General features: G+C 76.4%; 22 protein-coding genes and 1 pseudogene. 13 read left to right on the plus strand and 10 right to left on the minus strand.

The genetic code is table 11. The annotated features are described in order from the left end of the window. Positions 1-738: a hydrogen peroxide-dependent heme synthase gene (hemQ, locus tag MUU72_RS25670; RefSeq protein ID WP_248015768.1), complete on the plus strand. Its 738-nt coding sequence runs from the start codon at positions 1-3 to the stop codon at positions 736-738. Between the two features lie 74 nt (positions 739-812). Here hemQ and MUU72_RS25675 read toward each other — a convergent pair whose 3' ends face one another. From MUU72_RS25675 to MUU72_RS25690, 4 genes and pseudogenes are all read right to left on the minus strand, one after another. Continuing rightward, on the minus strand, positions 813-2540 hold the full coding sequence (locus MUU72_RS25675; RefSeq protein WP_248015769.1) for an alpha/beta hydrolase: 1728 nt from the start codon (positions 2538-2540) through the stop codon (positions 813-815). Positions 2541-2684: 144 nt separating this feature from the next. Beyond that, positions 2685-3473, minus strand: a complete 789-nt coding sequence (locus tag MUU72_RS25680) for a TIGR04222 domain-containing membrane protein (RefSeq protein ID WP_248015770.1) — start codon at positions 3471-3473, stop codon at positions 2685-2687. Between the two features lie 135 nt (positions 3474-3608). Next, positions 3609-4962: pseudogene (locus MUU72_RS25685) on the minus strand (MbnB/TglH/ChrH family RiPP precursor modification enzyme). Positions 4963-5214: 252 nt separating this feature from the next. Further along, complete coding sequence (locus MUU72_RS25690; RefSeq protein ID WP_248015771.1) at positions 5215-5973, minus strand: peptidyl-tRNA hydrolase; 759 nt, start codon at positions 5971-5973, stop codon at positions 5215-5217. Between the two features lie 205 nt (positions 5974-6178). On the opposite strand from MUU72_RS25690, the gene MUU72_RS25695 reads away from it, so the two are divergent. The 3 genes from MUU72_RS25695 (at position 6179) to MUU72_RS25705 (ending at position 8070) form a co-directional block, all read left to right on the plus strand. Further along, the gene (locus MUU72_RS25695) at positions 6179-7123 is read left to right on the plus strand and encodes an ABC transporter ATP-binding protein (protein ID WP_248015789.1); all 945 of its coding nucleotides are present in this window, start codon (positions 6179-6181) and stop codon (positions 7121-7123) included. Then, positions 7120-7800 (plus strand): ABC transporter, encoded by a 681-nt coding sequence (locus MUU72_RS25700; protein WP_248015772.1) that lies wholly within the window; start codon positions 7120-7122, stop codon positions 7798-7800. The genes MUU72_RS25695 and MUU72_RS25700 overlap by 4 nt, the downstream gene beginning before the upstream one ends. A 72-nt stretch (positions 7801-7872) precedes the next feature. Then, positions 7873-8070, plus strand: coding sequence for a hypothetical protein (locus tag MUU72_RS25705; RefSeq protein WP_248015773.1), 198 nt, complete (start codon positions 7873-7875; stop codon positions 8068-8070). Positions 8071-8109: 39 nt separating this feature from the next. Here MUU72_RS25705 and zapE read toward each other — a convergent pair whose 3' ends face one another. Then, on the minus strand, positions 8110-9240 hold the full coding sequence (zapE, locus tag MUU72_RS25710; RefSeq protein WP_372503259.1) for a cell division protein ZapE: 1131 nt from the start codon (positions 9238-9240) through the stop codon (positions 8110-8112). 67 nt (positions 9241-9307) lie between these two features. Here zapE and MUU72_RS25715 point away from each other — a divergent pair, with 67 nt between their 5' ends. The 3 genes from MUU72_RS25715 to MUU72_RS25725 all read left to right on the plus strand — a co-directional run bounded on the left by MUU72_RS25715 (position 9308) and on the right by MUU72_RS25725 (position 11173). Further along, positions 9308-10138 carry a dihydrofolate reductase family protein gene (locus MUU72_RS25715; protein WP_248015774.1) on the plus strand — a complete coding sequence of 277 codons (831 nt, stop codon included), beginning with the start codon at positions 9308-9310 and terminating at the stop codon, positions 10136-10138. 154 nt (positions 10139-10292) lie between these two features. Next, positions 10293-10787 carry an indole-3-glycerol phosphate synthase gene (locus tag MUU72_RS25720; protein ID WP_248015775.1) on the plus strand — a complete coding sequence of 165 codons (495 nt, stop codon included), beginning with the start codon at positions 10293-10295 and terminating at the stop codon, positions 10785-10787. Positions 10788-10951: 164 nt separating this feature from the next. Then, complete coding sequence (locus tag MUU72_RS25725; protein WP_248015776.1) at positions 10952-11173, plus strand: hypothetical protein; 222 nt, start codon at positions 10952-10954, stop codon at positions 11171-11173. Between the two features lie 31 nt (positions 11174-11204). On the opposite strand, the gene MUU72_RS25730 is transcribed toward MUU72_RS25725, so the two are convergent. Both MUU72_RS25730 and MUU72_RS25735 read right to left on the minus strand, forming a co-directional pair. After that, on the minus strand, positions 11205-11891 hold the full coding sequence (locus tag MUU72_RS25730) for an ABC transporter ATP-binding protein (RefSeq protein WP_248015777.1): 687 nt from the start codon (positions 11889-11891) through the stop codon (positions 11205-11207). Beyond that, a complete protein-coding gene (locus MUU72_RS25735; RefSeq protein ID WP_248015791.1) occupies positions 11888-12976 on the minus strand; it encodes an ABC transporter permease in 1089 nt (362 codons plus the stop codon). Before MUU72_RS25735 ends, MUU72_RS25730 begins: the two co-directional genes overlap by 4 nt. A 204-nt stretch (positions 12977-13180) precedes the next feature. On the opposite strand from MUU72_RS25735, the gene MUU72_RS25740 reads away from it, so the two are divergent. The 4 genes from MUU72_RS25740 (at position 13181) to msrB (ending at position 17047) form a co-directional block, all read left to right on the plus strand. After that, positions 13181-14428 carry a sensor histidine kinase gene (locus MUU72_RS25740; RefSeq protein WP_248015778.1) on the plus strand — a complete coding sequence of 416 codons (1248 nt, stop codon included), beginning with the start codon at positions 13181-13183 and terminating at the stop codon, positions 14426-14428. Then, entirely contained in the window at positions 14425-15066 is a 642-nt protein-coding gene (locus tag MUU72_RS25745; protein WP_248015779.1) for a response regulator, read from the plus strand. Before MUU72_RS25740 ends, MUU72_RS25745 begins: the two co-directional genes overlap by 4 nt. Before the next feature lie 157 nt (positions 15067-15223). Next, positions 15224-16624 carry a UDP-N-acetylmuramate--L-alanine ligase gene (gene murC / locus MUU72_RS25750; RefSeq protein WP_248015780.1) on the plus strand — a complete coding sequence of 467 codons (1401 nt, stop codon included), beginning with the start codon at positions 15224-15226 and terminating at the stop codon, positions 16622-16624. A gap of 15 nt (positions 16625-16639) precedes the next feature. Next, positions 16640-17047, plus strand: coding sequence for a peptide-methionine (R)-S-oxide reductase MsrB (gene msrB, locus MUU72_RS25755; RefSeq protein WP_248015781.1), 408 nt, complete (start codon positions 16640-16642; stop codon positions 17045-17047). 124 nt (positions 17048-17171) lie between these two features. Here the strand turns inward: msrB and MUU72_RS25760 are convergent, their stop codons facing one another. From MUU72_RS25760 to MUU72_RS25770, 3 genes are all read right to left on the minus strand, one after another. Beyond that, positions 17172-17831: a 4'-phosphopantetheinyl transferase family protein gene (locus tag MUU72_RS25760; protein WP_248015782.1), complete on the minus strand. Its 660-nt coding sequence runs from the start codon at positions 17829-17831 to the stop codon at positions 17172-17174. After that, positions 17828-18745 carry a metallophosphoesterase family protein gene (locus MUU72_RS25765; RefSeq protein WP_248015783.1) on the minus strand — a complete coding sequence of 306 codons (918 nt, stop codon included), beginning with the start codon at positions 18743-18745 and terminating at the stop codon, positions 17828-17830. Before MUU72_RS25765 ends, MUU72_RS25760 begins: the two co-directional genes overlap by 4 nt. A gap of 105 nt (positions 18746-18850) precedes the next feature. Beyond that, complete coding sequence (locus MUU72_RS25770) at positions 18851-20443, minus strand: PucR family transcriptional regulator (RefSeq protein WP_248015784.1); 1593 nt, start codon at positions 20441-20443, stop codon at positions 18851-18853. Positions 20444-20598: 155 nt separating this feature from the next. Between MUU72_RS25770 and MUU72_RS25775 the strand changes: the two genes are divergently transcribed. Further along, positions 20599-22092, plus strand: a complete 1494-nt coding sequence (locus MUU72_RS25775; RefSeq protein ID WP_248015785.1) for a purine-cytosine permease family protein — start codon at positions 20599-20601, stop codon at positions 22090-22092. A 171-nt stretch (positions 22093-22263) separates the two neighbouring features. After that, the gene (locus tag MUU72_RS25780) at positions 22264-22797 is read left to right on the plus strand and encodes a type 1 glutamine amidotransferase domain-containing protein (protein ID WP_248015786.1); all 534 of its coding nucleotides are present in this window, start codon (positions 22264-22266) and stop codon (positions 22795-22797) included. Positions 22798-22993: the final 196 nt, after the last annotated feature.

Genomic DNA, 22993 nt, shown 5'->3' on the forward strand with positions numbered 1-22993 from the left:
ATGGAAGGCATGACAGACGCTTCCGCCCCCGCCCCCGACAAGATCCCCCACGCCGGCAAGAAGGCCAAGGACCTCAACGAGGTCATCCGCTACACCCTCTGGTCGGTCTTCAAGCTGCGCGACGTGCTGCCCGAGGACCGGGCCGGCTACGCCGACGAGGTCGAGGAGCTGTTCGAGCAGCTCGCCGCCAAGGACGTGGTGGTCCGCGGCACGTACGACGTCTCCGGGCTGCGTGCCGACGCCGACGTCATGATCTGGTGGCACTCGGAGAGCTCCGACGCGCTCCAGGAGGCGTACAACCGCTTCCGCCGCACCCGCCTGGGCCGCGCGCTGGAGCCGGTCTGGTCGAACATGGCGCTGCACCGCCCCGCGGAGTTCAACAAGTCGCACATCCCGGCCTTCCTCGCCGACGAGCGGGCCCGCGACTACGTGAGCGTCTACCCCTTCGTCCGCTCCTACGAGTGGTACCTCCTCCCCGACGAGGACCGCCGCCGGATGCTCGCCGACCACGGCAAGATGGCCCGCGGCTTCCCCGACGTCCGCGCCAACACCGTCCCCTCGTTCTCGCTCGGCGACTACGAGTGGATCCTGGCCTTCGAGGCCGACGACCTCTACCGGATCGTCGACCTGATGCGCCACCTGCGCGGCTCCGAGGCGCGCCGGCACGTCCGCGAGGAGATCCCCTTCTACACCGGCCGCCGCAAGCCGGTGTCCGAGCTGGTCGCCGGCCTGGCCTGACGGCCTCGACGGCAGACGGACGGGCCGCCCCGCGGGGGACGGCCCGTCCGCTGTGTGCCCGGGAGGGGGCGGGCCTACCGCCCGCGCATCTCCTTCATCCCCTTCACCGGCTGCACCAGCGCCTGCCGGGCCCGCTGCGGCGACTGCCCCGGCACCGGCTCGGCCCGCGGGCCGCAGTACATCCGGTGCCCGGGGACCTTCCCGTGCAGCAGGTACGCCTCGACGTAGGTGTTCACACAGGCGTTGTCGCCGAGCGCGATGCCGTGCGTGCCCGCGCCCCGCTCGGTGACCAGCGCCGACCCGGGCAGCCGCCGCTGGAGCTCCAGCGCCCCCGGGTACGGCGTGGCCGCGTCCCGCTCGGCGGCCAGCAGCAGGACGGGCGGCAGCGCGCCGGGCTCGGTGCGGATGTCGAGGGGGCCGCGCTGGCCGTGCAGCGCGTCGTCCAGGTCGGTGGCGGCGGCGTGCCGGGAGGCGTCCGCCAGCGCACCGGCGGCCGGCGCGCCCCCGGCGGCCCGGTGGGCGGTGTGCCGGACCGCCTCGTCCAGCCCGGCCGCCGCGGACTCCCGGCGGTCCGGCCAGAACGCGCACGGCAGGTTCATCCAGACGTTGTCCCAGGTCTCGAACGGCGCGGTGCGGGCGATCTCGGTGTTGTCCCGGTCCCAGACCCGCCAACTGCGCGGCCAGGCCGCGTCGTTGCACTCCACCGCGGTGTAGACGGCGTTGGCGTTCTCCTCGGCCCGGCCGTCGCCGGTGGGCATGGCCTGGGCGATCAGCGGCCGGGCGTCGCCGCGGCGGAACTTCGCCAGCGCCTCGGCGCGCATCGGCCAGAACGCGTCGTTGTAGCCGGTCTTCAGGAACGCCGACTGGAGTTGCCCGGGGCCGATCCGGCCGTTGACCGGCTTGCGGCGCACCTGCTCCAGCGCGCGGTCGTACGCCCGCTGCACCTCCTCCGCGGTGGTCCCCAGGCGGTAGGTGTCGTGGTGCTTGGCGACCCAGCGCAGCCAGTCGCGCCAGCGGCGCTCGAAGGCGACGCTCTGGTCGAGGTTGTTGCGGTACCAGATCTGCTTCGGCTCGGGGTTGACCACGCTGTCGAAGATCATCCGGCGGACGTGGCCGGGGAACAGCGTCGCGTACACCGCACCGAAGTACGTCCCGTAGGACGCGCCCATGAACGTCAGCTTCTTCTCGCCGAGCGCGGCCCGCAGCATGTCCAGGTCGCGGGCGTTGTTGACCGAGTTGTAGAACGGCAGGTCGGCGCCGGCCCGCTGGGCGCAGCCGCGCGCGTACGCCCTGGCCTCCGCCACCTTCTGCCGCTTGAAGGCGGCGCTGGGGTGGCGCGGGCTGTCGGTGGGCGCCTTGGCGAACTTCTCGGGGTCCTGGCAGGACAGCGGCGCGCTGCGGCCCACCCCGCGCGGGGCGTAGCCGACGAAGTCGTAGGCGCGGGCGGTGCGGCGCCAGGTCGGCAGCGTCCCGTAGAGCGGGAACTGCATGCTGGAGGCGCCGGGGCCGCCGGGGTTGAAGACCAGCGCGCCCTGCCGCTCGCCGGGCGCGGTGGCCCGGACCCGGCTCACCGTCAGCTTGATCTGCTTGCCGTGGGGGCGCGCGTAGTCGAGGGGGACGGTGAGGGCGGCGCACTCGACGGTGGCCGGGAGGTGTTCCACGGCCGCGCACCGGCCGAAGCTGAGGGGGTGGACGGGGGCGGGCGGCGCCGCCGGGTCCCGCACGGCACCGCCGGCCGGTGCGGAGGCCAGGCCGGACAGGACCAGCGACCCGAGGGCGCCGTACAACGCAAGTGCTCTCACGAGCCGTCCCTTCGTATGGTGCGTGGTGCGCGGTGCGCCGGCCCCCGTTCGGGGCGCGCTGCACTGGGCCGCACGGTGGGCATACAAAAGGGATAGTTGGGCCGATTGGTGGCGAAGTAAAGCACCGGGCGGCGGTGTCGGACGCTATGCCCCGGAAGAGTGGAGCGCCGCCCGCAAACCGGGATCGGCCAACGCCGCCGGTCCGTGCAGGGCCAGCACGGTCAGCCCGGCCGGCGCCGGACCCGGGGGGCCCGCCGGCCCGTCGGACCGCTCGTGCCGCAGCAGCGCCCGGCCGGCGTCGGTGGCCCAGCCGGTGTACGGGTGGGCCTCGGCGCGGGCGATGGCCCAGGTGCCCAGGGTCAGGACCAGCGGCAGCGCGAACCACCCCAGCACCACCGGGTCCGCCGCGCCGGGCGGCGCCATCCAGTAGGTGGCGCCGGCGGCCAGCAGCACCACGAGCGCCGCACCCCGCAGCCCGCGGACCGCCGTGCCGATGCCCGTACGGGTCGCGGCGGGCAGTGCGAGACCGGCGCGGACCAGCCGGTCGGCCACTTTGCGGACCGCGTCGGCGGTGGTCAGGGCGTGCCGGACGGCCGGTATCCGGCTTTGCCCGCCGGGGCCTATCGCGGTGAGCGCGGCGCGCTCGACGGGGTCCTGGCCGACCGGGTCGACGACGGTGGCCCAGCCGGTGTGGGCCAGGTGCAGCCGCCGCTGCTGGGCCATCAGGACCAGCACCACGTCGGCGAGCCGGTGCGGGCCGCCGGAGAGGTAGGCGGTCTCGTAGAGCGTCAGCGCGCCGGGCACCGGCCCGGCCTCCGGCGGTGCGCCCGGGGCGCGGTGCGCGGCCTGGCCCGCGGCGAGCGCCCGGCGGCAGACCCGGACGCAGGAGACCACCGCCGCGGCCCAGGCGAGGAGAAGGAAGAGGAGCCACATGGCGGAGGTTCTACGGGACGCCGGGGCCCGCCGCCAGGAGGTATCTCACCATCCGGACGGCGCGGGCGGCCGCCGCCCGCCGGCCCCGACGCGCCGCCCCCGCGCGGTGCTTCGGGTGGGCCTCGGGGCGGTGCCTCAGCCCGGTGCGGCGTCCGGCCCGGACGCCGGGCGCCGCCGGGGGAGCCGCAGCGTCTGCGCCCGCCGCACCGCGGCCCGGGCCAGCCGCGCCGCGGCGCGCCCGGACGGCGGCCGGGGCCCGGACCGGTCGCGCCACCAGTGGGCCAGCCGCCGCCGCGCCACCCGGTCCGCCGGTATCCGGCGGGCCAGCGCGAACGCCGCGAAGTCCAGGGCGTCCTGGCGGTAGCCGCCGGCCATCGGGCGGTGCCGGGCGTACGCGGCGAACGCCGTACGGTAGTCCGCGCCGAGGAGCTGCGGCAGCTCCGGCGCCACCTTGGCGACCACCGCCGCGCGCTTGGCGGCCAGCACCCGGCTCTGCACGCGCAGCCGGGCCCGGTCGAACCCCTCGGGCGCCGGCGTCCCGGCGACCAGCGCCGACAGCAGCGCGGTCTGCGCCAGCGCCAGCCGCCGGCGCGCCGCGTCGGCCCCGGCCCCCGGCGCCGCGGCGCCCTCGGGATCCGGCGCCGCCTCAGGCCGGCTGGACATGCCGCGCCCCCTCCACCACACCGCGGATCGCGTCCAGTTCGGCGGCCAGCGCGCCGCCGCCGGGGAAGTCGTCGTCGCGCTCCAGCAGGACCCCGGGCGGCTCGGTCCGGACGCACAGCTCCGCCAGCACGTCCAGCACCGGCCCCGTCACCGGGTGGGCGTGGCTGTCGTGCCAGATCCCGTCCCGTTCGACGCCGCCGGCGACATGGACGTACGCCAGCGCCTCCAGCGGCAGCGCGTCCAGGGCCGCGGCCGGGTCCTCGCCGCGGTTGACGTGGTTGGTGTGGAGGTTGGCGACGTCGATCAGCAGCCCGACGCCGGTGCGCGCCACCAGCTCGGCCAGGAACTGCCCCTCCGTGAACTCCTCGCCGGGCCAGGCGAACAGCGCGGCGACGTTCTCCAGCGCCAGCGGCACCGGCAGCGCGTCCTGGGCGATCCGCACGTTCTCGCACAGCACGTCGAGGGCGTCGCGGGTGCGGGGCACCGGCAGCAGGTGCCCGGCCTCCAGCACCGGCGACGCGGTCAGCGGACCCCCGGCCCGGACGAACGCGAGGTGCTCGGTGACCAGCGGCGCGTCCAGCGCGGTGGCCCGCGCGGCGAGCGCGGCCAGCCGCCCGGGGTCCGGACGGTCCGCACCGCCGAGCCCGAGCGAGACGCCGTGCGGGATCACCGCCGTCCCGCGGGCCCGCAACTCCCGCAGGGCTTCGGGCAGATGGTCCGGGCAGACGTTCTCGGCCACCACCTCCACCCAGTCCACGCCGGGCAGGGCGGCGATCTCCCCGGCGATCTCCGGCCGCCAGCCGATTCCGGTCCCCAGACGCCGCACGGCTCCCCCTCTCGCTCCCGTGGTCGGGCTACTGCTTGCCGCGCCCGGGGCCGGGTAACCGTCCGCCCGGCCGATTCAGAGCTGGATTTGAGCTTCTCGGCGTGAGCGGGGTGAGCGGGGTGAGCGGGGTGAGCGGCGTGAGCGGGGTGAGCGGGGTGAGCTGCGCGGGCCGGGGGCCGCGGGACGGGCGCGGCCGTGCGGGGCCCGGCCCCTCGGACCGGTCCCTCCGGGCCCGGCGGCCGGGCCCGGCGGTCAGGGGGACGACGGCAGCGGCGCGCCGCGCAGCGCCGGGTGGTCGGCGACCACCGTGCACGACCCCGGGGCGATCTCGGTGAACCCGGCGTCCCGCACCACCGGCAGTCCGCCGCCGGCCAGTTGCTCCCAGGCCGCGGGCGCCGCGGTCCGCACGGACAGCGGGAAGCCGGCCGCGCGCCACGCCTCCCGGTCCGCCGCGGACAGGCCCCACCAGGCCAGCTGCGCGCCGTGCCCGGCCTGCGCCATCGCCTTGCCCGCGGACATCTCCAGCGCCGGATTGAGCCAGAGCACCGGGGACCCGGCGGGCGGCTCCCCGGGCGCCCGGGAGTCGTCCAGCTCGGTCCCGGAGACCTGGAGCCGGGCCAGCTCCTTGGGCCAGCCGTCCAGCGGCACCGGAGGGAAGACCCGCACCTCGGCCGCCCGGCCGGTGACCGTCAGGCCCGGCAGCGCCGTGGCCCGCCGCCACTCCGCGCCGCGCGCCCGCCGGACCACCTTCCGTATCCGGGAGTCCTGCCAGTCCCGCACCGCGTCCGCCCAGGCGCCGCCGTCCGCGGCGCGCGGGTCGGAGAGCAGCGCGAGCACCGCCCGGGCCGCGGTCTCCAGGGCGTCGGTCCGCTCCGGCGGCGCGGTCCGCTCCAGGCGCACCACGAGCGGCAGCACGAACTCCCGTGCCGCCGCGGGCTCGCGCGCCTCGCCCTCGCCCGGGCGCGGCCCGCTGTCGTCGCCGGCCGGGCCGGCGGTCTCGGTACTGGTCACGCGGTCAAGTCTGCCAGCCGCCACCGACAACGCCCCGCGCCCGCCCGCGCCGCCCGCCGCCGGACCCGTCCCCGGCGCCGCACCGCGCGCCCGCCCCCGCTACCGTTCGTCCCGTAGCGGGCCGCGGGCCGCGGGGCCGCTGCGGGACACGGGACGACGGGGGAGCGGGGAGGTGCGGCGGATGCCGCGGGGGGCAGCAGCGCGGATGCGGCTGGACGGGGTGGGCCGGCGCTACGGAGTGCGCGGTCCCTGGATCCTGCGGGAGGTGCGGCTCGACGTGCCGGCCGGTGCGCTGCTGCGCGTCGAGGGCGCCAACGGCAGCGGGAAGTCCACCCTGCTGCGGCTGCTCGCCGGCCTCGACCGGCCCACCGCCGGGCGGATCACCGGCCGCCCGCGCACCGCCTACGTGCCCGAGCGGTTCCCGGCCGCCCTCCCGTTCACCGCCGCCGCCTACCTCACCCACCTCGGGCGCGTGCACGGCCTGCGGACCCCGGAGGCGGCCCGCCGCGCCGCCGAGTGGCTGGAGCGCTTCGGCGCCGCCGGGCACGCCCGGACCCCGCTGGCGGAGCTGTCCAAGGGCACCAGCCAGAAGGTCGCGGTCGCCCAGGCCCTGCTGGCCGGCCCCGACCTGCTCGTCCTGGACGAGGCGTGGACCGGGCTGGACCCGGCCGCCCGGGGCCTCCTCGACCGGGCGGTCGCCGAACGGGTCGCGGCCGGCGGCAGCGTCGTCTTCGTCGACCACGACCCGGGCCGGCTGGCCGGGGCCGCGGACGCCCGCTACCGGGTCGCGGACGGCCGGCTGCACCCCGTACCGGCCGGACCGGCCGCCGGTCCGGAACAGGCGGCCGAACCCCGCGGTCCGGTGGCCGTCATCGAGGCCGAGGGCCCGCCGGGCAGCCCGCCGCCCGCCGCCCTGCCAGGGGCCCCCGAGGCCGCCCCCGGCCCGGGTGGCACGATCCGGCTGACCGTCCCGGCCGCGCACTCCGACGCCCTGCTCCGCGCCCTGCTCACCGCGCACCCGCCGTGGCACATCCGCACCGTCACCGCCCCCGGACCGCCACCCGGCCCGCACGCCCCCGGCCGCCGGCCGCCCGGCCCCCCTGCGCCCGGCCCGGACACCCCCGCACCCGGAGAGAACCCCCGCCCATGACCGCCTCCCTGACCGCGCTGCTCCGCTACCAGGCGGCGCTGCTGGCCCGTTCGCACCGCTGGCTGCCGCCGTTCCTGGTGTACGCGGCGTTCCTGGCCATCGGTGTCCAGACCGGCGGCCCCATCCTGGACGCCTACGGGTACGCCGCCGCCGGGCTGCTGCCGGTCACCGTCTGGCTGAGCCGGATCTGCGCCGCCAACGAGCCGCCGGCCGCCCGCAGGTGCATCGCCGCGGCCGCCGGGCCGGGCCGGGCGCAGCTGGCCGCGCTGCTCACCGCGGCCGGTGCCGCCCTGCTCCTCGCGCTCGGCGGGACCGCCTTCGTGGCCCTGCTGTCCGACCCGCACTCCGCCGACCACCGCACCGCCGTCCCGGTGGGCCCGGCGACCGCCGCCGGGCTGCTCACCGCGCTGGTCTGCCTGCTGCTGGGCGGCGCGATCGGCGCGCTGTGCTCCTGGCCGGTGCTGCGCCGCCCCGGGTGGGGCGTGCCGGCCGGGCTGGTCGCCGCGCTGCTGCTCCTGGTCCTGGGCGCCTCGCCCGCGAACGCCGCGCTGACCGGGATGGTCACCGGCTCGGAGCGCGGCACCGTCCTCATGCCCTGGCTGCCGCTGGCCGCCGCGCTGCCCCTGGCGGCCGCCGCCGCGGCCGTGGCCTGCGCCCTCGCCGCCCGCCGCGGCTGACCCCGGCCCGGACGGCGCCCGCCGCGGGCCCGGCCCCCGCGGGGCGGCGGGGCGGCGGCGTAGGCTCGTGGCATGCCGCACACCGCACCGCAGTCAGAATCCGGCCGCACCGCCGGGCACCCGGCCGCCGACGGCCCCGGCGCCCGGGAGCCGCGCGCCGACTGCGTCGCGTGCGGCCGCCCCACGGAGTACCCGGCCGGCCGGCCGGGCATCGTGCACTGCCCGGTCTGCGAGTGGCAGGAGGCCCAGCGCACCGCCTGCTCGGGCTGACCGCCCGCCCCCGGCTGCCGGGGGCGGGCCCGAACGGCCTTACGGGACGAGCGACTTGGCGTCCCGGGCCAGTGCGGTCAGCCGGGAGATCGCGCGGAAGTACTTCTTGCGGTAGCCGCCGTTGAGCATCTCGTCGCTGAACAGCTCGTCGAAGGGCTTGCCGGAGGCCAGCAGCGGCACCTCGCGGTCGTAGAGCCGGTCGGCCAGCACCACCAGGCGCAGCGCGGTGGACTGGTCCGGCACCGCCTGGACGTCGGTGAGGCAGACCGCGGTGATCCCGTCGCACATGGCGCCGTAGCGGCTCGGGTGGACCGTCGAGAGGTGCTCCAGGAGGGACGGGAAGTCGTCCAGGGAGGCGCCGGGGGTGCGGTGCGCCGCGCGGGCCACCGTCGCGTCGTCGAACGGCGCGGGTGCCTCGGGCAGACCGCGGTGGCGGTAGTCCTCGCCGTCGATCCGCAGGGCGCGGAAGTGGGCGCTCAGACCCTGGATCTCGCGCAGGAAGTCGGCGGCCGCGAACCGCCCCTCACCCAGCTTGCCGGGCAGCGTGTTGGAGGTGGCGGCCAGCGCGACGCCGGCCTCCACCAGCTTGCCCAGCAGCGTGGAGACCAGCACCGTGTCGCCCGGGTCGTCCAGCTCGAACTCGTCGATGCACAGCAGCCGGTGGCCGCTGAGCGTCCGCACGGTCTGCTGGAAGCCGAGCGCGCCGACGAGGTTGGTCAGCTCGACGAAGGTGCCGAACGCCTTCTGCGCGGGCTCGGCGGGGGCGGCGTGCCACAGGGAGGCGAGCAGGTGGGTCTTGCCGACGCCGTAGCCGCCGTCCAGATAGACCCCGCGCGGCCCCTCGGGGGCGGCGGGCTTCTTCGGCGCCCGGGAGAACCAGCGCCGCTTCCCGCCGGCGCCCGCGCCGGCCCCGCCGCCGATCCCCGCCGCGAAACCGCGCAGGATCTCCACGGCCTCGGCCTGGCTGGGCCGGTCCGGGTCCGGGAGGTAGGTGTCGAAGCGGGCGCCCTGGAAGCGCGGGGGCGGCACCATCTCGGCCACCAGGCGCTCGGCCGGTACGTGCGGCGCGCGGGAGGTGAGCGCGGTGGGGGCCGCGGCGCCGTCCCCGCCGGCCGGGGGCGCGGCTATCGGGGAGGACGCGGACGAGGACGAGGGCTGGGAAGATGACACAGCCCTCCAGCCTAGTCGCTGCGCGGTGCCGCCCGGTCCGGTGAGCGAGGCATGTCACACTGCGGCCATGCGACGCCTGTTCCCCCTTCCCGTCCCGCCCGCCCCGTCCGCCCCGGCCCCCGGCGCCACCGGGGAGCCGGGCCCCGACCCGGCCGCCGACCGCGAGTGGACCCTGGACGAACTGGCCGACGCCTATGCCTACCCGGCGGCGGACGACCCGGTGCGGTCCGGCCGCCCCGGCTGGCTGCGCGCCAACATGGTGTCCTCCCTGGACGGCGCCGCGCACCACGGGGGGCGGTCGCACCCGCTCTCCGGGGACGCCGACATGCGGATCTTCGGGGTGCTGCGGGCGCTGGCGGACGCGGTCGTGGTGGGCGCGGAAACGGTCCGTCTGGAGGGCTACCGGCCGGCCCGGGCGCGGGCCGCCTTCGCGGCGCGGCGGGCCGCCGCCGGACAGGGCCCGGCGCCCGCCATCGCGGTGGTCACCGCGGGCCTGGGGCTGGACTTCACCCTGCCCCTGTTCACCGAGCCGCTGGTGCCCACGGTGGTGCTCACCGGGGCCGGCGCCCCCCAGGAGCGCGTGCGGGCGGCCTGTGCGGCGGGCGCCGAGGTGCTCTTCGCGGGCGAGGGCCTGGGCGTGGACCCGGCGCGGGTGGCGGAGGTGCTGGCGGCGCGGGGCCACACCCGGCTGCTGACCGAGGGCGGGCCGCGGCTGCTGGCGCAGTTCGGGGCGGCCGGGGCGCTGGACGAGCTGTGCCTGTCGCTGGCCCCGGTGGTGGCGGCCGGCGATGCGCAGCGGATCATGGACGGGCCCGGGGTGGCGGTGCCCGAGCGGTTCGCGCTGGTGTCCGTACTGGAGGAGTCCGGTTTCCTGTTCACCCGATACCGCCGGACCTGAGGGGTTCCTCCCCTCCGAAAAGAACGGAATTATCTGTTCCGCTTAGCTTCCTTTGGGCACACTAAAACCCGACAGGCCCCGTGTGGCGACGGGGCAGGATGGTTTCTGTGGGCACCGTGGCAGACGGTGCCGGAAGAGAAGAAGGGCGTCCGTCGTGTTCACGAGCGTATTGATGATCGAGAAGCCTCTGACGCCCGCCGACGTGGAGTTCGTCACCACCCTCCACGGCGACGACCGGGTGTCCTTCGTGGTCCTCATGCAGCCGCGCGGCAAACAGGACGTCCTGCTGCGGGCCATCGACGACGTGGCCCTGGGGGAGTTCGAGGACGCCGTGCGGGAGGGCGAGGAGCCGGGCGGGGCCGGCGCCGCGGTGCCCGCCGAAGAGGGGCTCAGGCGCACGCTGGGGGCGCTGCGGGCGGCCGGCGCGGAGGCGGTCGGCCAGGTGGTCGAGGACCATCCGCTGGACCTGCTGAAGACCGTTGTCGACGAGACCGCCGCGGACGAGGTGATCGTGCTGACCGCCCCGCACTTCGTCGAGGAGTTCTTCCACCGCGACTGGGCCTCGCGGGCCCGCCACAAGGTCGGGGTGCCGGTCCTGAAGCTGTTCTCGCACGCCGCCGACGACCAGCCCCAGGACACCGGCCGCTGAACCGCGCGCCGCGCGGCACCGCCCCGGCCGCCCGGTCAACCCCGTGCCCGTCTGTCACCCGAACGGGCGATCTGCGGCTCCCCGCCGTCCCGGATCGGTGCGTTCCTGGTCGAAAGCGGCCCGTACCGGGCCGGACCACCGGTGTACCGAGGAAAGGGGTTGTCATGGCGGAGCAGCGGGAACCGGGCGCGGAGCGGGGGCGCGAGCGCGGCCGGGCGGAGGGCCGGGCCCGGCGCGGACGGCGGGCCCGGGACGAGGAGCGGGCCCGCGACGAGGACCGCGGCACCGGCCCGGCGGCGCAGGAGGCCCGGGACACCGGCGCGCCCGGGGACCGCGCCCCCGCCGACCGGAGCCTGTTCCCCACCTTCTCGCACCGCGACGACTAGGCCGCCCCGCGCACGGCCCCGGGGCGGCGGCTCACAGCGGGGCGGCTGCCCCCGGGGTCAGCCGGCCGTCCAGGACTTCCGCGACCGCGTCCACCGCTTCCAGGTGGGCGCGGTCGTGGGTGACCAGGACCGTGGCGGTGCCCCGCTCCCGGGTGAGCCCGGCCAGCAGGTCCAGGACCGCGGCGCCCCGCTCGTGGTCCAGGGCGCTGGTCGGCTCGTCGACCAGCAGCACCGCCGGCTCGTTCATCAGCGCCCGGGCGATGTTGACCCGCTGCCGCTGGCCGCCCGACAGCTGGTGCGGCCGCCGGTCCGCCCGGTCCGCCAGGCCGACCGCCGCCAGCAGCTCCCGGGCCCGGGCCCGCGCCGCCCGGGGCGGGCGGCCGTCCAGGTGGGCCATCACCTGGAGCTGCTCGGCGGCGGTCAGCGACGGCAGCAGGTTCGGCTGCTGGAAGACCGTCCCGATGGTGGTTCGGCGCAGCGCCGTCAGCTCGGCGCGGCTCAGCCCCGTGGTGTCCGTGCCGTCCACCACCACCCGGCCGCGGTCCGGCCGGATCAGCGTGGCGGCGACCGCCAGCAGACTGGACTTGCCGGACCCGGACGGCCCGATCACCGCCGTCAGGCGGCCCGCCGGCACGGTCAGCGAGACCGCGTCCAGCGCGGTCAGCCGGGTGTCGCCGTCGGGGTAGGTGAGGGTGACGTCGGTCAGTTCGAGGCTCATCGGGCACTTCCCAGCGCGGTCAGCGGGTCGACGGAGGTGATGCGGCGGATGGACAGCGCGGCGCCCACGGCACCCAGCGCGATCATGATCAGGGCCGGCAGCAGCACGGTGGACGGGTCCAGTACGAACGGCACGGTGCCGCCCACCGCCGCGCCCACCCCGGCCGCCACCGCCGTGCCCAGACCCGTCCCGGCCGCCAGCAGCACCACGGCCTGGCCGAGCGCGTCCCGCAGCAGGTAGCGGGTGGACGCGCCGAGCGCCTTGAGCACCGCCACGTCACCGCTGCGCTGGATCGTCCAGACCGTGAAGAACGCCCCGATCACCAGCGCCGAGATCGCGAACAGGAAGCCCCGCATCAGCTGGAGCGAGCCGTTCTCGGCGCTGTACGAGCCGATCGCCTGGAGGGCGTCGGCGGCGGCCACCGTACGGGTGCCGAGCCGGCGGTCGGCGGCGGCCAGCGCGTCCGTCCCGGTGGTGGACAGGGCGACGACGGTCGCGCCCGGCGCGTCCGCGCCGCCCGCGCTCCCGGGGAGCCGGTGCCAGTCGGCCAGCGAGGCCCACACCACGGGGGTGTGGCTGTACATCGCCGCGCCCGTCACCGCCGCCACCTCGACGGTGCGGCCGCCCAGCGCGACGCGGTCCCCGGTCCGCACGCCGAGCGTGGCGGCGGCCTTCTCCGACAGCGCCACCGCGCCGTCCCGCACCGCCCCGGCGGCGGGCGCCAGGTGCGACCCGGGCCGCACCCCGAACACCGACACCGCCGCGGTCCGCCCGCCGGCCCCCTCGGTCTTCGTGGTCGTGATGCCCAGCGGGTCGGCGCTGCGCACGCCCGGCACCCGGGCCCACTCCCGCACCGTGCGCTCCGGCAGCCGGGAGTCGCCGAACGACGGCTTGCCGTCCCCGGCCGGGGCGGCGAACACCAGGTGGTCGGCGGGGAGCGCGGTGATCGCCGAGGTGTTCTCCCGGCCCAGGCCCGCGGTCAGGCCGGACAGCAGCCCCACCAGCACCGTGATCAGTGTGACGACGGTCCCCATCAGGGCGAACCGCCCCTTGGCGAATCTCAGGTCTCTCCAGGCGACGAACACCGGCGCGGCCATCCTCGGCTCGGTACCGGGCCCGGTGCCCGGCGGCTGGTCTCCACCGTCGCCCGCGGCGGCCCCCCGGGGCATCGCGCCCGGGAGTGGTTCCGCGCGGCCGAAGGATGCGGTCCGGCGGCCGCCTTTCGGACGCCCGCCCTCCACCTTTCGATGGATGCCGCGGCCGGGACCGGCCCGTAGCCTTGAGGGGCCGTGACCGAAGAAGCCAGGACCGACCACTCCCTCACCCCCGTCCTGCGCGCGCTGCGCCTGTGCCTCCACCTGATGGTGGCCGCGCTGCTCGCGCTCGCCGCCGTCCGCGCGGTGGCCGGCGGCGCGCCCGCGGTCCCCGCCGTGCTCGCCACCGCCGCGGTCCTGCTGGCCCTCTACGTCCTGGGGCCCTTCCTGCCCCGGGTGCGCAGCTCCGCCCGCGCCGCCGCGCTCTGGCTCGCCGCGGTGGCCGCCGTCTGGCTGGTGCTGCTGGCCCTCACCCCGGACGGCGTCTGGCTGGCCTTCCCGCTCTTCTTCGTCCAGCTGCACCTGCTGCCGCTGCGCGCGGCGCTGCCCGCCGTCGCGGTCAGCACGGCCCTGGCCATCGCCGGTTTCGCCTGGCACACCGGCGCGCTCAGCGCCGGCACGGTCATCGGCCCGGCCCTGGGCGCCGCCGTCGCGGTCGCCGTGGTCCTCGGCTACCAGGCCCTCTACCGCGAGAGCGAGCAGCGCCGCCGCCTCATCGAGGAGCTGACCGCGGCCCGCAGCGAACTGGCCGCCGCCGAGCGCGCCGCCGGCGTCCTGGCCGAACGGGAGCGGCTGGCCCGCGAGATCCACGACACCCTCGCCCAGGGCCTGTCCAGCATCCAGCTGCTCCTGCGGGCCGCCGAGCGCGCCGTACCGGAGCGGCCCCAGACCGCGCTCGGCCACATCCGCCAGGCCCGCACCGCCGCCGTCGACAACCTCGCCGAGGCCCGCCGCTTCGTCCGCGCCCTCAGCCCGCCCGATCTGGACGCCGGGTCGCTGCCGGCCGCCCTGGAGCGGCTGTGCGCCGCCACCGCCCGCACCTCCGGGCTCGCCGTGCACTGCCAGGTCTCCGGCGCCCCCGCCCCGCTCCCCACCCCGCACGAGGTCGCCCTGCTGCGCATCGCCCAGTCCGCGCTGGCCAACACCGTCCGGCACGCCGCCGCCCGCCGCGTCGAGCTGACCTTGAGCTACATGGACACCGAGGTGGCCCTGGACGTCGTCGACGACGGCCGCGGGTTCGTGCCCGCCGAGGTGCCCCCGCCCGGCTCCGCGGCGGCCGGCGGCTCCGGCTTCGGGCTGGCCGCGATGCGCGCCCGGGCCCGCGCCCTCCAGGGCACCCTGGCCGTGGAGTCCGCCCCCGGGGAGGGCACCGCCCTCGCCGTCACGCTGCCCTGCCCCGATCCGACCGCCGTCCCCCCTACCGACCGGGAAGCCGCCCCGTGACCGCACCCGCCGCCCCCGTCCGGCTGCTGCTCGCCGACGACCACCCCGTCGTACGGGCCGGCCTGCGCGCCGTCCTGGAGACCGAGCCGGACTTCGAGATCGCCGCCGACGTCCCGACCGCCGAGGAGGCGGTGGCGCTGGCCGCCCGGCTGGACGTCGACGTGGTCCTCATGGACCTCCAGTTCGGCGGCCGGATGCTGGGCTCGCGGGCCACCGCCGAGATCACCGCCCGCCCCGGCGCGCCCCGGGTGCTGATCCTGACCACCTACGACAGCGACGCCGACATCCTCGCCGCCATCGAGGCCGGCGCCACCGGCTACCTCCTCAAGGACGCCCCGCCGGACGAGCTGGCCGCCGCGGTGCGGTCCGCCGCGGCCGGGAAGTCCGCGCTCGCCCCCGCCGTCGCACTGCGCCTGATGGACCGGATGCGGACGCCCGCCACCGCGCTGTCCCGCCGCGAGACGGAGGTCCTCCAGCTCGTCGCCGACGGGCTGTCCAACGCGGCGATCAGCAAGCGCCTCTTCCTCAGCCAGGCGACCGTGAAGTCCCACCTCGTCCACATCTATTCCAAGCTGGGGGTGGATTCCCGCACCGCCGCGGTCGCCGCCGCCACCGCCCGGGGCCTGATCCGCCGCTGAACCGCCGCACCGCACGCCGCACGGGCCCGTGGCGGGGCGCTGTCGGTGCCGGGTGCGAGAATCGTCCGCAGCACGAGGGACGGCGGTCCGGCGTACGGGCGCCCCCGCGCCCCCGCGCGACCCGCACGCCACGCTCGACGATCAGGGAGACCCGCTCATGGCACCCGCCATCCCAGCCTCGATGGAACGGCCGCACTTCATCGGCATCGGCGGCGCCGGCATGTCGGGCATCGCCAAGATCCTCGCCCAGCGCGGCGCCCGGGTGGCGGGCAGCGACGCCAAGGACTCCGCGACCGCCCGCGCCCTGCGCGAGCTCGGCGCCACCGTCCACCTCGGCCACGCCGCCGGGCACCTGGCAGAGGACGCCACCAGCGTCGTGGTCTCCTCCGCGATCCGTGCCGACAACCCCGAGCTGGCCGCCGCCCGGGAGCGCGGCCTCCCCGTCGTCCACCGCTCCGACGCCCTCGCCGCCCTCATGGACGGCCTGCGCCCGATCGCCGTCGCCGGCACCCACGGCAAGACCACCACCACGTCCATGCTCGCCGTCTCCCTCGGCGCGCTGGGCCTGAAGCCGTCCTACGCCATCGGCGGCGACCTCGACGCCCCCGGATCGAACGCCGAGCACGGCACCGGCCAGATCTTCGTCGCCGAGGCCGACGAGAGCGACCGCAGCTTCCACAAGTACGCCCCCGAGGTCGCCATCGTCCTCAACGTCGAGCTGGACCACCACGCCAACTACGCCTCGATGGACGAGATCTACGCCTCCTTCGAGACCTTCGCCGGCCGCATCCGCCCCGGCGGCACCCTGGTCATCGCCGCCGACCACCCCGGCGCCCGCGAGCTGACCGCCCGGCTGGACCGCGACGACATCGAGATCGTCACCTACGGCGAGTCCAAGGACGCCGACGTCCGCATCCTCCAGATCACCCCGCACGGTCTGACCAGCGACGTCACCGTCACCCTCACCAGCGGCAAGATCCTCACCTTCACCGTCTCGGTGCCCGGCCGGCACTACGCCCACAACGCCGTCGCCGCCCTGGCCGCCGGCGTCGCCCTCGACCTCCCGCCGCACCAGCTCGCCGACGCCCTCGGCAAGTACACCGGCGTCAAGCGCCGCCTCCAGCTCAAGGGCGAGGCCGCCGGCGTGCAGGTCATCGACTCCTACGCCCACCACCCCACCGAGATGACCGCCGACCTGGAGGCGATCCGCGGCGCCACCGCGGAGACCGGCGGCCGGATCCTGGTCGTCTTCCAGCCGCACCTGTACTCCCGCACCCAGGAGCTGGGCACCGAGATGGGCCAGGCCCTCGCCCTCGCCGACGCCTCCGTCGTCCTGGACATCTACCCGGCCCGCGAGGACCCGCTGCCGGGCGTCACCAGCGCCCTGATCACCGACGCCGCCCGCGCCGCCGGGGCCCGGGTCACCCCCGAGTCCGACCCGGGCGCGGTTCCGGACCTCATCGCCGGAATGACCCGCCCCGGCGACCTTGTTCTCACCATGGGCGCGGGCGATGTGACCGACCTCGGCCCCGCCATCCTGTCCCGCCTGGGCGCATGAGCTGAGGAGGCCCCCATGCCGTACGAGATCGACAAGCCCGACGAGGAGTGGCGCGCCGAGCTGAGCCCGGCCGAGTACCAGGTCCTCCGCCAGGGCGGCACCGAGCCCGCCTTCCGCGGCGAGTACACCGACACCAGGACCGCCGGGGTCTACTCCTGCCGCGCCTGCGGCGCCGAGCTGTTCCGCTCCGACACCAAGTTCGAGAGCCACTGCGGCTGGCCGTCCTTCTACGACCCCAAGGACAGCGGAGCCGTCGAGCTGCTGGAGGACCGCAGCCACGGCATGGTCCGCACCGAGGTCCGCTGCGCCCGCTGCGGCTCCCACCTCGGCCACGTCTTCGCGGGCGAGGGCTACCCGACCCCCACCGACCAGCGGTACTGCATCAACTCGATCTCCCTCCGGCTGACCCCGGACGAGGGCTGAGCCCGGACGAGGACTGAGCCCGCCGGGAGGCGGCGCAGGCCCGCCCGCGCACGGCGACGGCACCCGAGCCCCTCGGGTGCCGTCGCCGTGCGCGGGCACCGGGGCGGCCGCCCCGGCAAAGACCTCACACCGGCACCGTCACCGCCGTCATCACCAGCCCCGAACCGATCAGCCAGCGGCCGGCGAACTCGGTGAGCGTGCGGCCGGCCACCTCCGGGCCGGGGACGAGGAGCCGGGCGGTGAAGGTGGCGTCGGTCGGGTCGAGGGTGAGGTGGGCGTCCTCGAAGCCCAGCCAGCGGCCGGTGAGCGGGTACCACGCCTTGTAGACGCTCTCCTTGGCGCTGAACACCAGCCGGTCCCAGCAGATCTCCGGCTGGTGCGCGGCGAGCCGGGTCAGCTGGGCGCGCTCCTCGGGGAGCGTGACGAGGTCCAGGACGCCGGGGTCGTCGATGGGCGCGTGCGGCTCGGCGTCCACCCCGAGGGAGCGGACGTCCGTCGTCCGGGCCACCGCGGCGCCGCGGTAGCCCGTGCAGTGGGTCATCGCGCCGGCGATCCCGGCCGGCCACTGCGGGGCCCGCCCGGGCCCGGGCAGCACCGGCCCCGGCGCGATGCCGAACGCGGACAGGGCCCGGCGGGCGCAGTTGCGGACCGTCCCGAACTCCCGCTGCCGGCGCGGCACCGCCTTCGCCACCAGCGCGAACTCCTGCGGGTGCATCTCCTCGACGGGGTCGTCGGCGAAGGACTCGGCGGTGGCCACCGGCGCGGGCAGCAGCTTCTCCATCACGCGGGCACTCCGGTGGTCGCGACGGGCAGGATCTGGACCGGGCGGCCGGGGGAGCCGGAGCGTCGCCGCCATTCGCGAGGGTAGCCGAGCGACACCTCCTGGTGGGGCACTCCCTCCCAGTGGATCAGCCGCGGGATGTGCAGGTGCCCGTAGACCACCGTGGCCGCGCGGAACCGGCGCGGCCAGTGGGCGGTGGCCTCCGTCCCGCACCACAGGGCGAACTCCGGGTACCACAGCGGACGGGTGGGTTCGCGGACCAGCGGCCAGTGGTTGACCAGGACGGTGGGCAGGTCCGCCGGGAGCGCCGCGAGCCGCTCCTCGGTCTGGGCCACCCGGGCCCGGCACCACGCCTCCCGGCTCGGGTACGGGTCGGGGTGCAGGAAGTACTCGTCGGTGCAGACGATGCCCGCCTTCTCGGCGATCTCCAGCGCCTCCTCCTTGGAACCGGCGCCCGGCATCCGGAAGGAGTAGTCGTAGAGGACGAACAGCGGCGCGATGACGGCCGGGCCGCCGGCGCCCTCCCAGACCGGATAGGGGTCCTCGGGGGTCACCACGCCCAGCTCCCGGCACATCGCCACCAGGTACTCGTAGCGGGCCACCCCGCGCAGCTGCACCGGGTCCTTGGCCGGGGTCCACAGCTCGTGGTTGCCCGGCACCCACACCACCTTGGCGAACCGGCCGCTCAGCAGGGTCAGCGCCCAGCGGATGTCCTCGGCGTTCTCCCCGACGTCCCCGGCGACCAGCAGCCAGTCGTCGTCGGACTCGGGGGTGAGCCGCTCGACGATGTCGCGGTTCTCCTCGTACCGGACGTGCAGATCGCTGACGGCCACCAGCCGGCCCCCGCGCGAGGCGGGGGCCGGGGCGGCGGTGGCGTGTTCGGCGCCGGGGGCGAAGGTGCGGATCTCGTAGGTCACCTCAGCAGTAAAGACGGTGACGGGGGGAGAGTGAAGCGCCTTCTGTGACGGGGGTGTTGTGCCGCGCGGCGGCCGGGCGCCGCGCCGGGGCGGTCCGGGTGCCGGTCAGCGCCCGCCGGGCGCCGCCCGTCCGCCGCGCCGGATGCGGGTGGCGAGCCAGAGGTCGAAGCGGTCGTCGGGGTCGTCCAGGCGGCGGCCGGTGAGGTCCATCGCCTTGTCGAGGCGGTTGCGCACGGTGTGCCGGTGGACGCCGAGCCGGCGGCTGGTGGCGTCCCAGGCGCCGCCGGTCTCCAGCCAGGCGGCGAGGGTGGCGATCAGCTCCTCGCCGTTGTCGGCCAGGTCCAGCGGCCCGAGGACGGTGTCGGCGTAGCCGAGCAGCGTCCGGCGGTCGCCCAGCTCCAGCAGCAGCCGCGCGGCCTCGCTCTGCCGGGCCTCCGCGGGCGCGCCGCTGGTCCGGCTGACCGCCAGCAGCCCGGTCGCCTGCCGCAGCGACACCCGGACCGCCTCCGGCGCGGTGGCCGGCCCGATGCCCGCCGGGCAGTGCGGCGCGAACCGCCCCAGCACCGCGTGGATGTCCAGCTCCTCCCCGGCCACCGCCTCGATCAGCGGCCCCCGCGCGGGCCCCGGCTCCCCGGTCACCCGCACCAGCCCACCGGGCATGGCCAGCGCCAGGTCGGCCGCCATCTCCTGTGCCGCGCCCTCGGACAGCGCGGCCGGGGAGGGCGCGCCGCCGGGGCCGCGCGGGCCGGTGGCGGGCGCCGCCTCGACGACGACGGCCCGGACCCGCTCCGCGGACAGCCCCGCCGACGCCAGCATGTCCCGGGCCCGGTCGCCGGTCAGGTCCTCGTCCGCCAGCAGCTCCGACAGCAGCGCCGACCGCCGCCGGCGCTCCGGCTCGTCGCGCAGGTGGCGCCGCTCCAGCTCCAGGGAGAGCAGCGAGATCAGGCCCGGGACGACCGCGCGGGCGGCGTCGTCGGGGCGGCCGGCGAGCAGCAGCAGCCCGCGCAGCCGGCGCGCACCCAGCGGCTGCACCTCCAGCTGCGTACCGCCGGCGGTACTGGTCGCACTGCCGCGCAGGCCCCGCGCGGCGACCCGCTCGATCAGGTCGCGGGCCCGGTCCAGCGGGGTCCGCGGCTCCCGCTCGGCGGCCGCCAGCTGCCGGCCGAGGGGGTCCAGGACCGTGGCGCCGACACCGGTGGCGGCCGTCCACTCCGCCAGCATCGGCTGGAGCCCGTCACTGGTCGCCGCGGCCGCGGTCAGCCGCCGCTGGGTGGCGAACGCGCGGTGCAGCACCTCCCGCTGCTCGGCGGCCCGGGCGTCGAAGACCGCCTTGGTGACCGCGATGAACGGCACCTCGTCGGGCACCGTCAGCAGCGGCAGCCCGGCCTCCCGCGCCGCGGTGACCAGCACCTCCGGCGCCTCCTGGTAGGGCAGGCCCTGCCCCAGCCCGAGCGCCAGGCAGGCCGCGCCGCCCTCGGCCGCGTCCCGGACGTACGCCCGGCAGGCGGCCGGCTCCATCGGCAGCAGCAGCCCGATCGTCATCAGCAGCTCACCGCCCTGGAGCCACTTCCCCGGGGTCAGCAGGTCCGAGACGGTCGCCGCCTCGATGGTGCGGGCGAGCAGCTCCGGCGGAACGTCGTAGGTGAGCGCGAGACGCAGGCCGGGGCGGTCCAGCAGGTCCGAGATACGCAGCGGCATAGACATAGTGTCCACCACATATCTATCGGATGGACGATCGGGCGATCGAGTCCTCAGCGGTGGGCGCCTAGGTTCACACCACCGCGGAATCCGTCGTCCCCCGTGTGCCGGCCCGCGGCCCCCGCAACCCTGTCGCCACGCCCGAGGAGTAACCCATGGATCCCACGGCACCCATGGAAGGCACGAGCGAGGGGCGAGGCTCCCGCATGATCGAGGTCCGTTCCATCGACTACGTCCCGGTCCGCGAACGGCACGGGAAGGTGTGGCACCAGGGCCCCTTCTGGTTCACCGGCAACTTCGTGCTCACCACGATGGTCACCGGCTTCCTCGGCCCGGCCCTGGGCCTGAGCCTGTCCGCCTCCGTCGCGGCCGTCGTCCTCGGCGCCTGCTTCGGCACGTTCTTCATGGCCTTCCACGCCAACCAGGGCCCGCGGATGGGCCTGCCGCAGATGATCCAGTCGCGGGCGCAGTTCGGCATCCGCGGCGCGATCGTCCCGTTCGCCGCGGTGGTCTTCGTCTACGTCGGCTTCAACGTCTTCAACGTCGTCCTCGCCGCCCAGGGCCTGCGCACCGTCTTCCCCGGCGGCGCCACCCTGTGGTACGTGCTGATCATCGGCGTCGCCATCGTGCTCGCCGTCGTCGGCCACGACCTGCTCCACCTGGTGCAGCGCTGGCTGACCTACGTGCTGATCGCGGTCTTCGGCGTGCTCACCGTCGGCGCCCTGGTCACCCTGCACCCGCACGCCGCGGCCGCCGCCGGCCACGCCGGGCACGCCTCCTGGACGTCCTTCCTGGTCGTCTTCTCGGCCGCGGCCGGCTACCAGATCAGCTACGCGGTCTACGTCTCGGACTACTCCCGCTACCTGCCCCGGGACGTCCCGGCGCGCAAGGTCATCTGGTGGACGTACGCGGGCGCGGCCGGCTCCGCCGCATGGCTGATGTCGCTGGGCGCGCTGCTCTCCTCGGCGCTCCCGCACCCGGACGCGATCAGCGGCATCCGCCAGGTCGGCAACGCGATCCTGCCCGGCTTCGGCACCTTCGCGGTGGTGGTCTCCTCGGTCGCGCTGATCGGCATCATGGCCGTCAACGCGTACGGCGCGATGCTCACCACCACCAGCGCGGTGGACGCCTTCCGCGCGGTCAAGCCGACCGTCCGGGTCCGGATCGCCGGCATCGTGGCCATCGGCCTGATCATCTTCGCCGTGGCGATGCTGCTGCCGGAGAACTACCTGGAGAGCTTCAACACCTTCGTGCTGATGATGCTCTACTTCCTGATCCCGTGGACGGCCGTCAACCTGGTCGACTTCTACTGGGTCCGGCGCGGCCACTACGCGGTCACCGCGATCTTCGACCCGTCCGGCATCTACGGCCGCTGGTCCTGGCGCGGTATCGCCGCCTACGCGGCGGGTTTCGTGGCGATGGTCCCGTTCTTCTCCACGTCCTTCTACACCGGCCCGGTCACCGAGGCGCTGGGCGGCGCGGACCTGGCGTTCGTCCCCGGCCTGCTGGTCGGCGGCGGGCTGTACTACCTGCTCACCCGCAACCTCGACCTGGCGGCGGAGGCGGCGGCGGTCGCCGCCAGCGAGCGCGAACTGGAGGGCGCCGAGGCGGACGGGCCGGCGCCGGCCGGGGCCCCGTCCGCGGTCTGACGGATCCCGCCGGACCGCCGCCGACCTCAGCGGATGACCCGCGCCCCGCATCCCGATATGGTCGGTCGGTAGGAGAAATCCACCGACCGACCGTCGTTTTCCGGCCGTTCCGCGCCCGGTGGTCGTCACCGCCCGGGCCGGGACGACCGGCCGAAGGGAAGTGAGCGCTCCATGCAGGTCGCGTTTCTGGTCGCCCCCGAGGGCACCGAGCAGGTCGAGCTGACCGATCCCTGGAAGGCCGTCGCCGCCGCGGGCGGCACGCCGAAGCTGGTCTCCACCGCGTCGGGCCGGATCCAGGCGTTCCACCACCTCGACAAGGCCGACACCTTCCCCGTCGACCTGACCGTGGACGCCGCGTCCGTCGCGGACTTCGACGCGCTGGTCCTCCCCGGCGGCGTGGCCAACCCCGACGCCCTCCGCCTCGACAAGGGCGCCGTCGCCTTCATCGCCTCCTTCTTCGAGACCGGCAAACCGGTCGCGGCGATCTGCCACGCCCCCTGGACGCTGGTCGAGGCCGACGTGGTCCGCGGCCGCACCCTCACGTCCTGGCCGAGCCTCCAGACCGACATCCGCAACGCCGGCGGCACCTGGACCGACCAGCAGGTCGTCCGCTGCACCGAGGGCCCCAACACCCTCATCACCAGCCGCAAGCCCGCCGACCTCGAACCGTTCTGCAAGGCCCTCGTCGAGGAATTCACCCCGTAACCCCCGTCACCGACCCCCACGGGCCCCACCGGCGCACGCCCGCCGGCGGGGCCCGTGGTGCGTACCGCTCGCTACCCCGGGACCGCTCCGTCCCCGGCCTCCGTCAGCACCGCCACCGACTCGCCCGGGAGGGGGAGGGTGCCGTCCGGGGACGGGGGGTGGGGGTGCGGCCAGCCGGTGAGGGGGCGGAGGGGGG

The sequence above is a fragment of the Streptomyces rhizoryzae genome, from assembly GCF_023155275.1.
GTDB classification, from domain to species: Bacteria; Actinomycetota; Actinomycetes; order Streptomycetales; family Streptomycetaceae; genus Streptomyces; species Streptomyces rhizoryzae.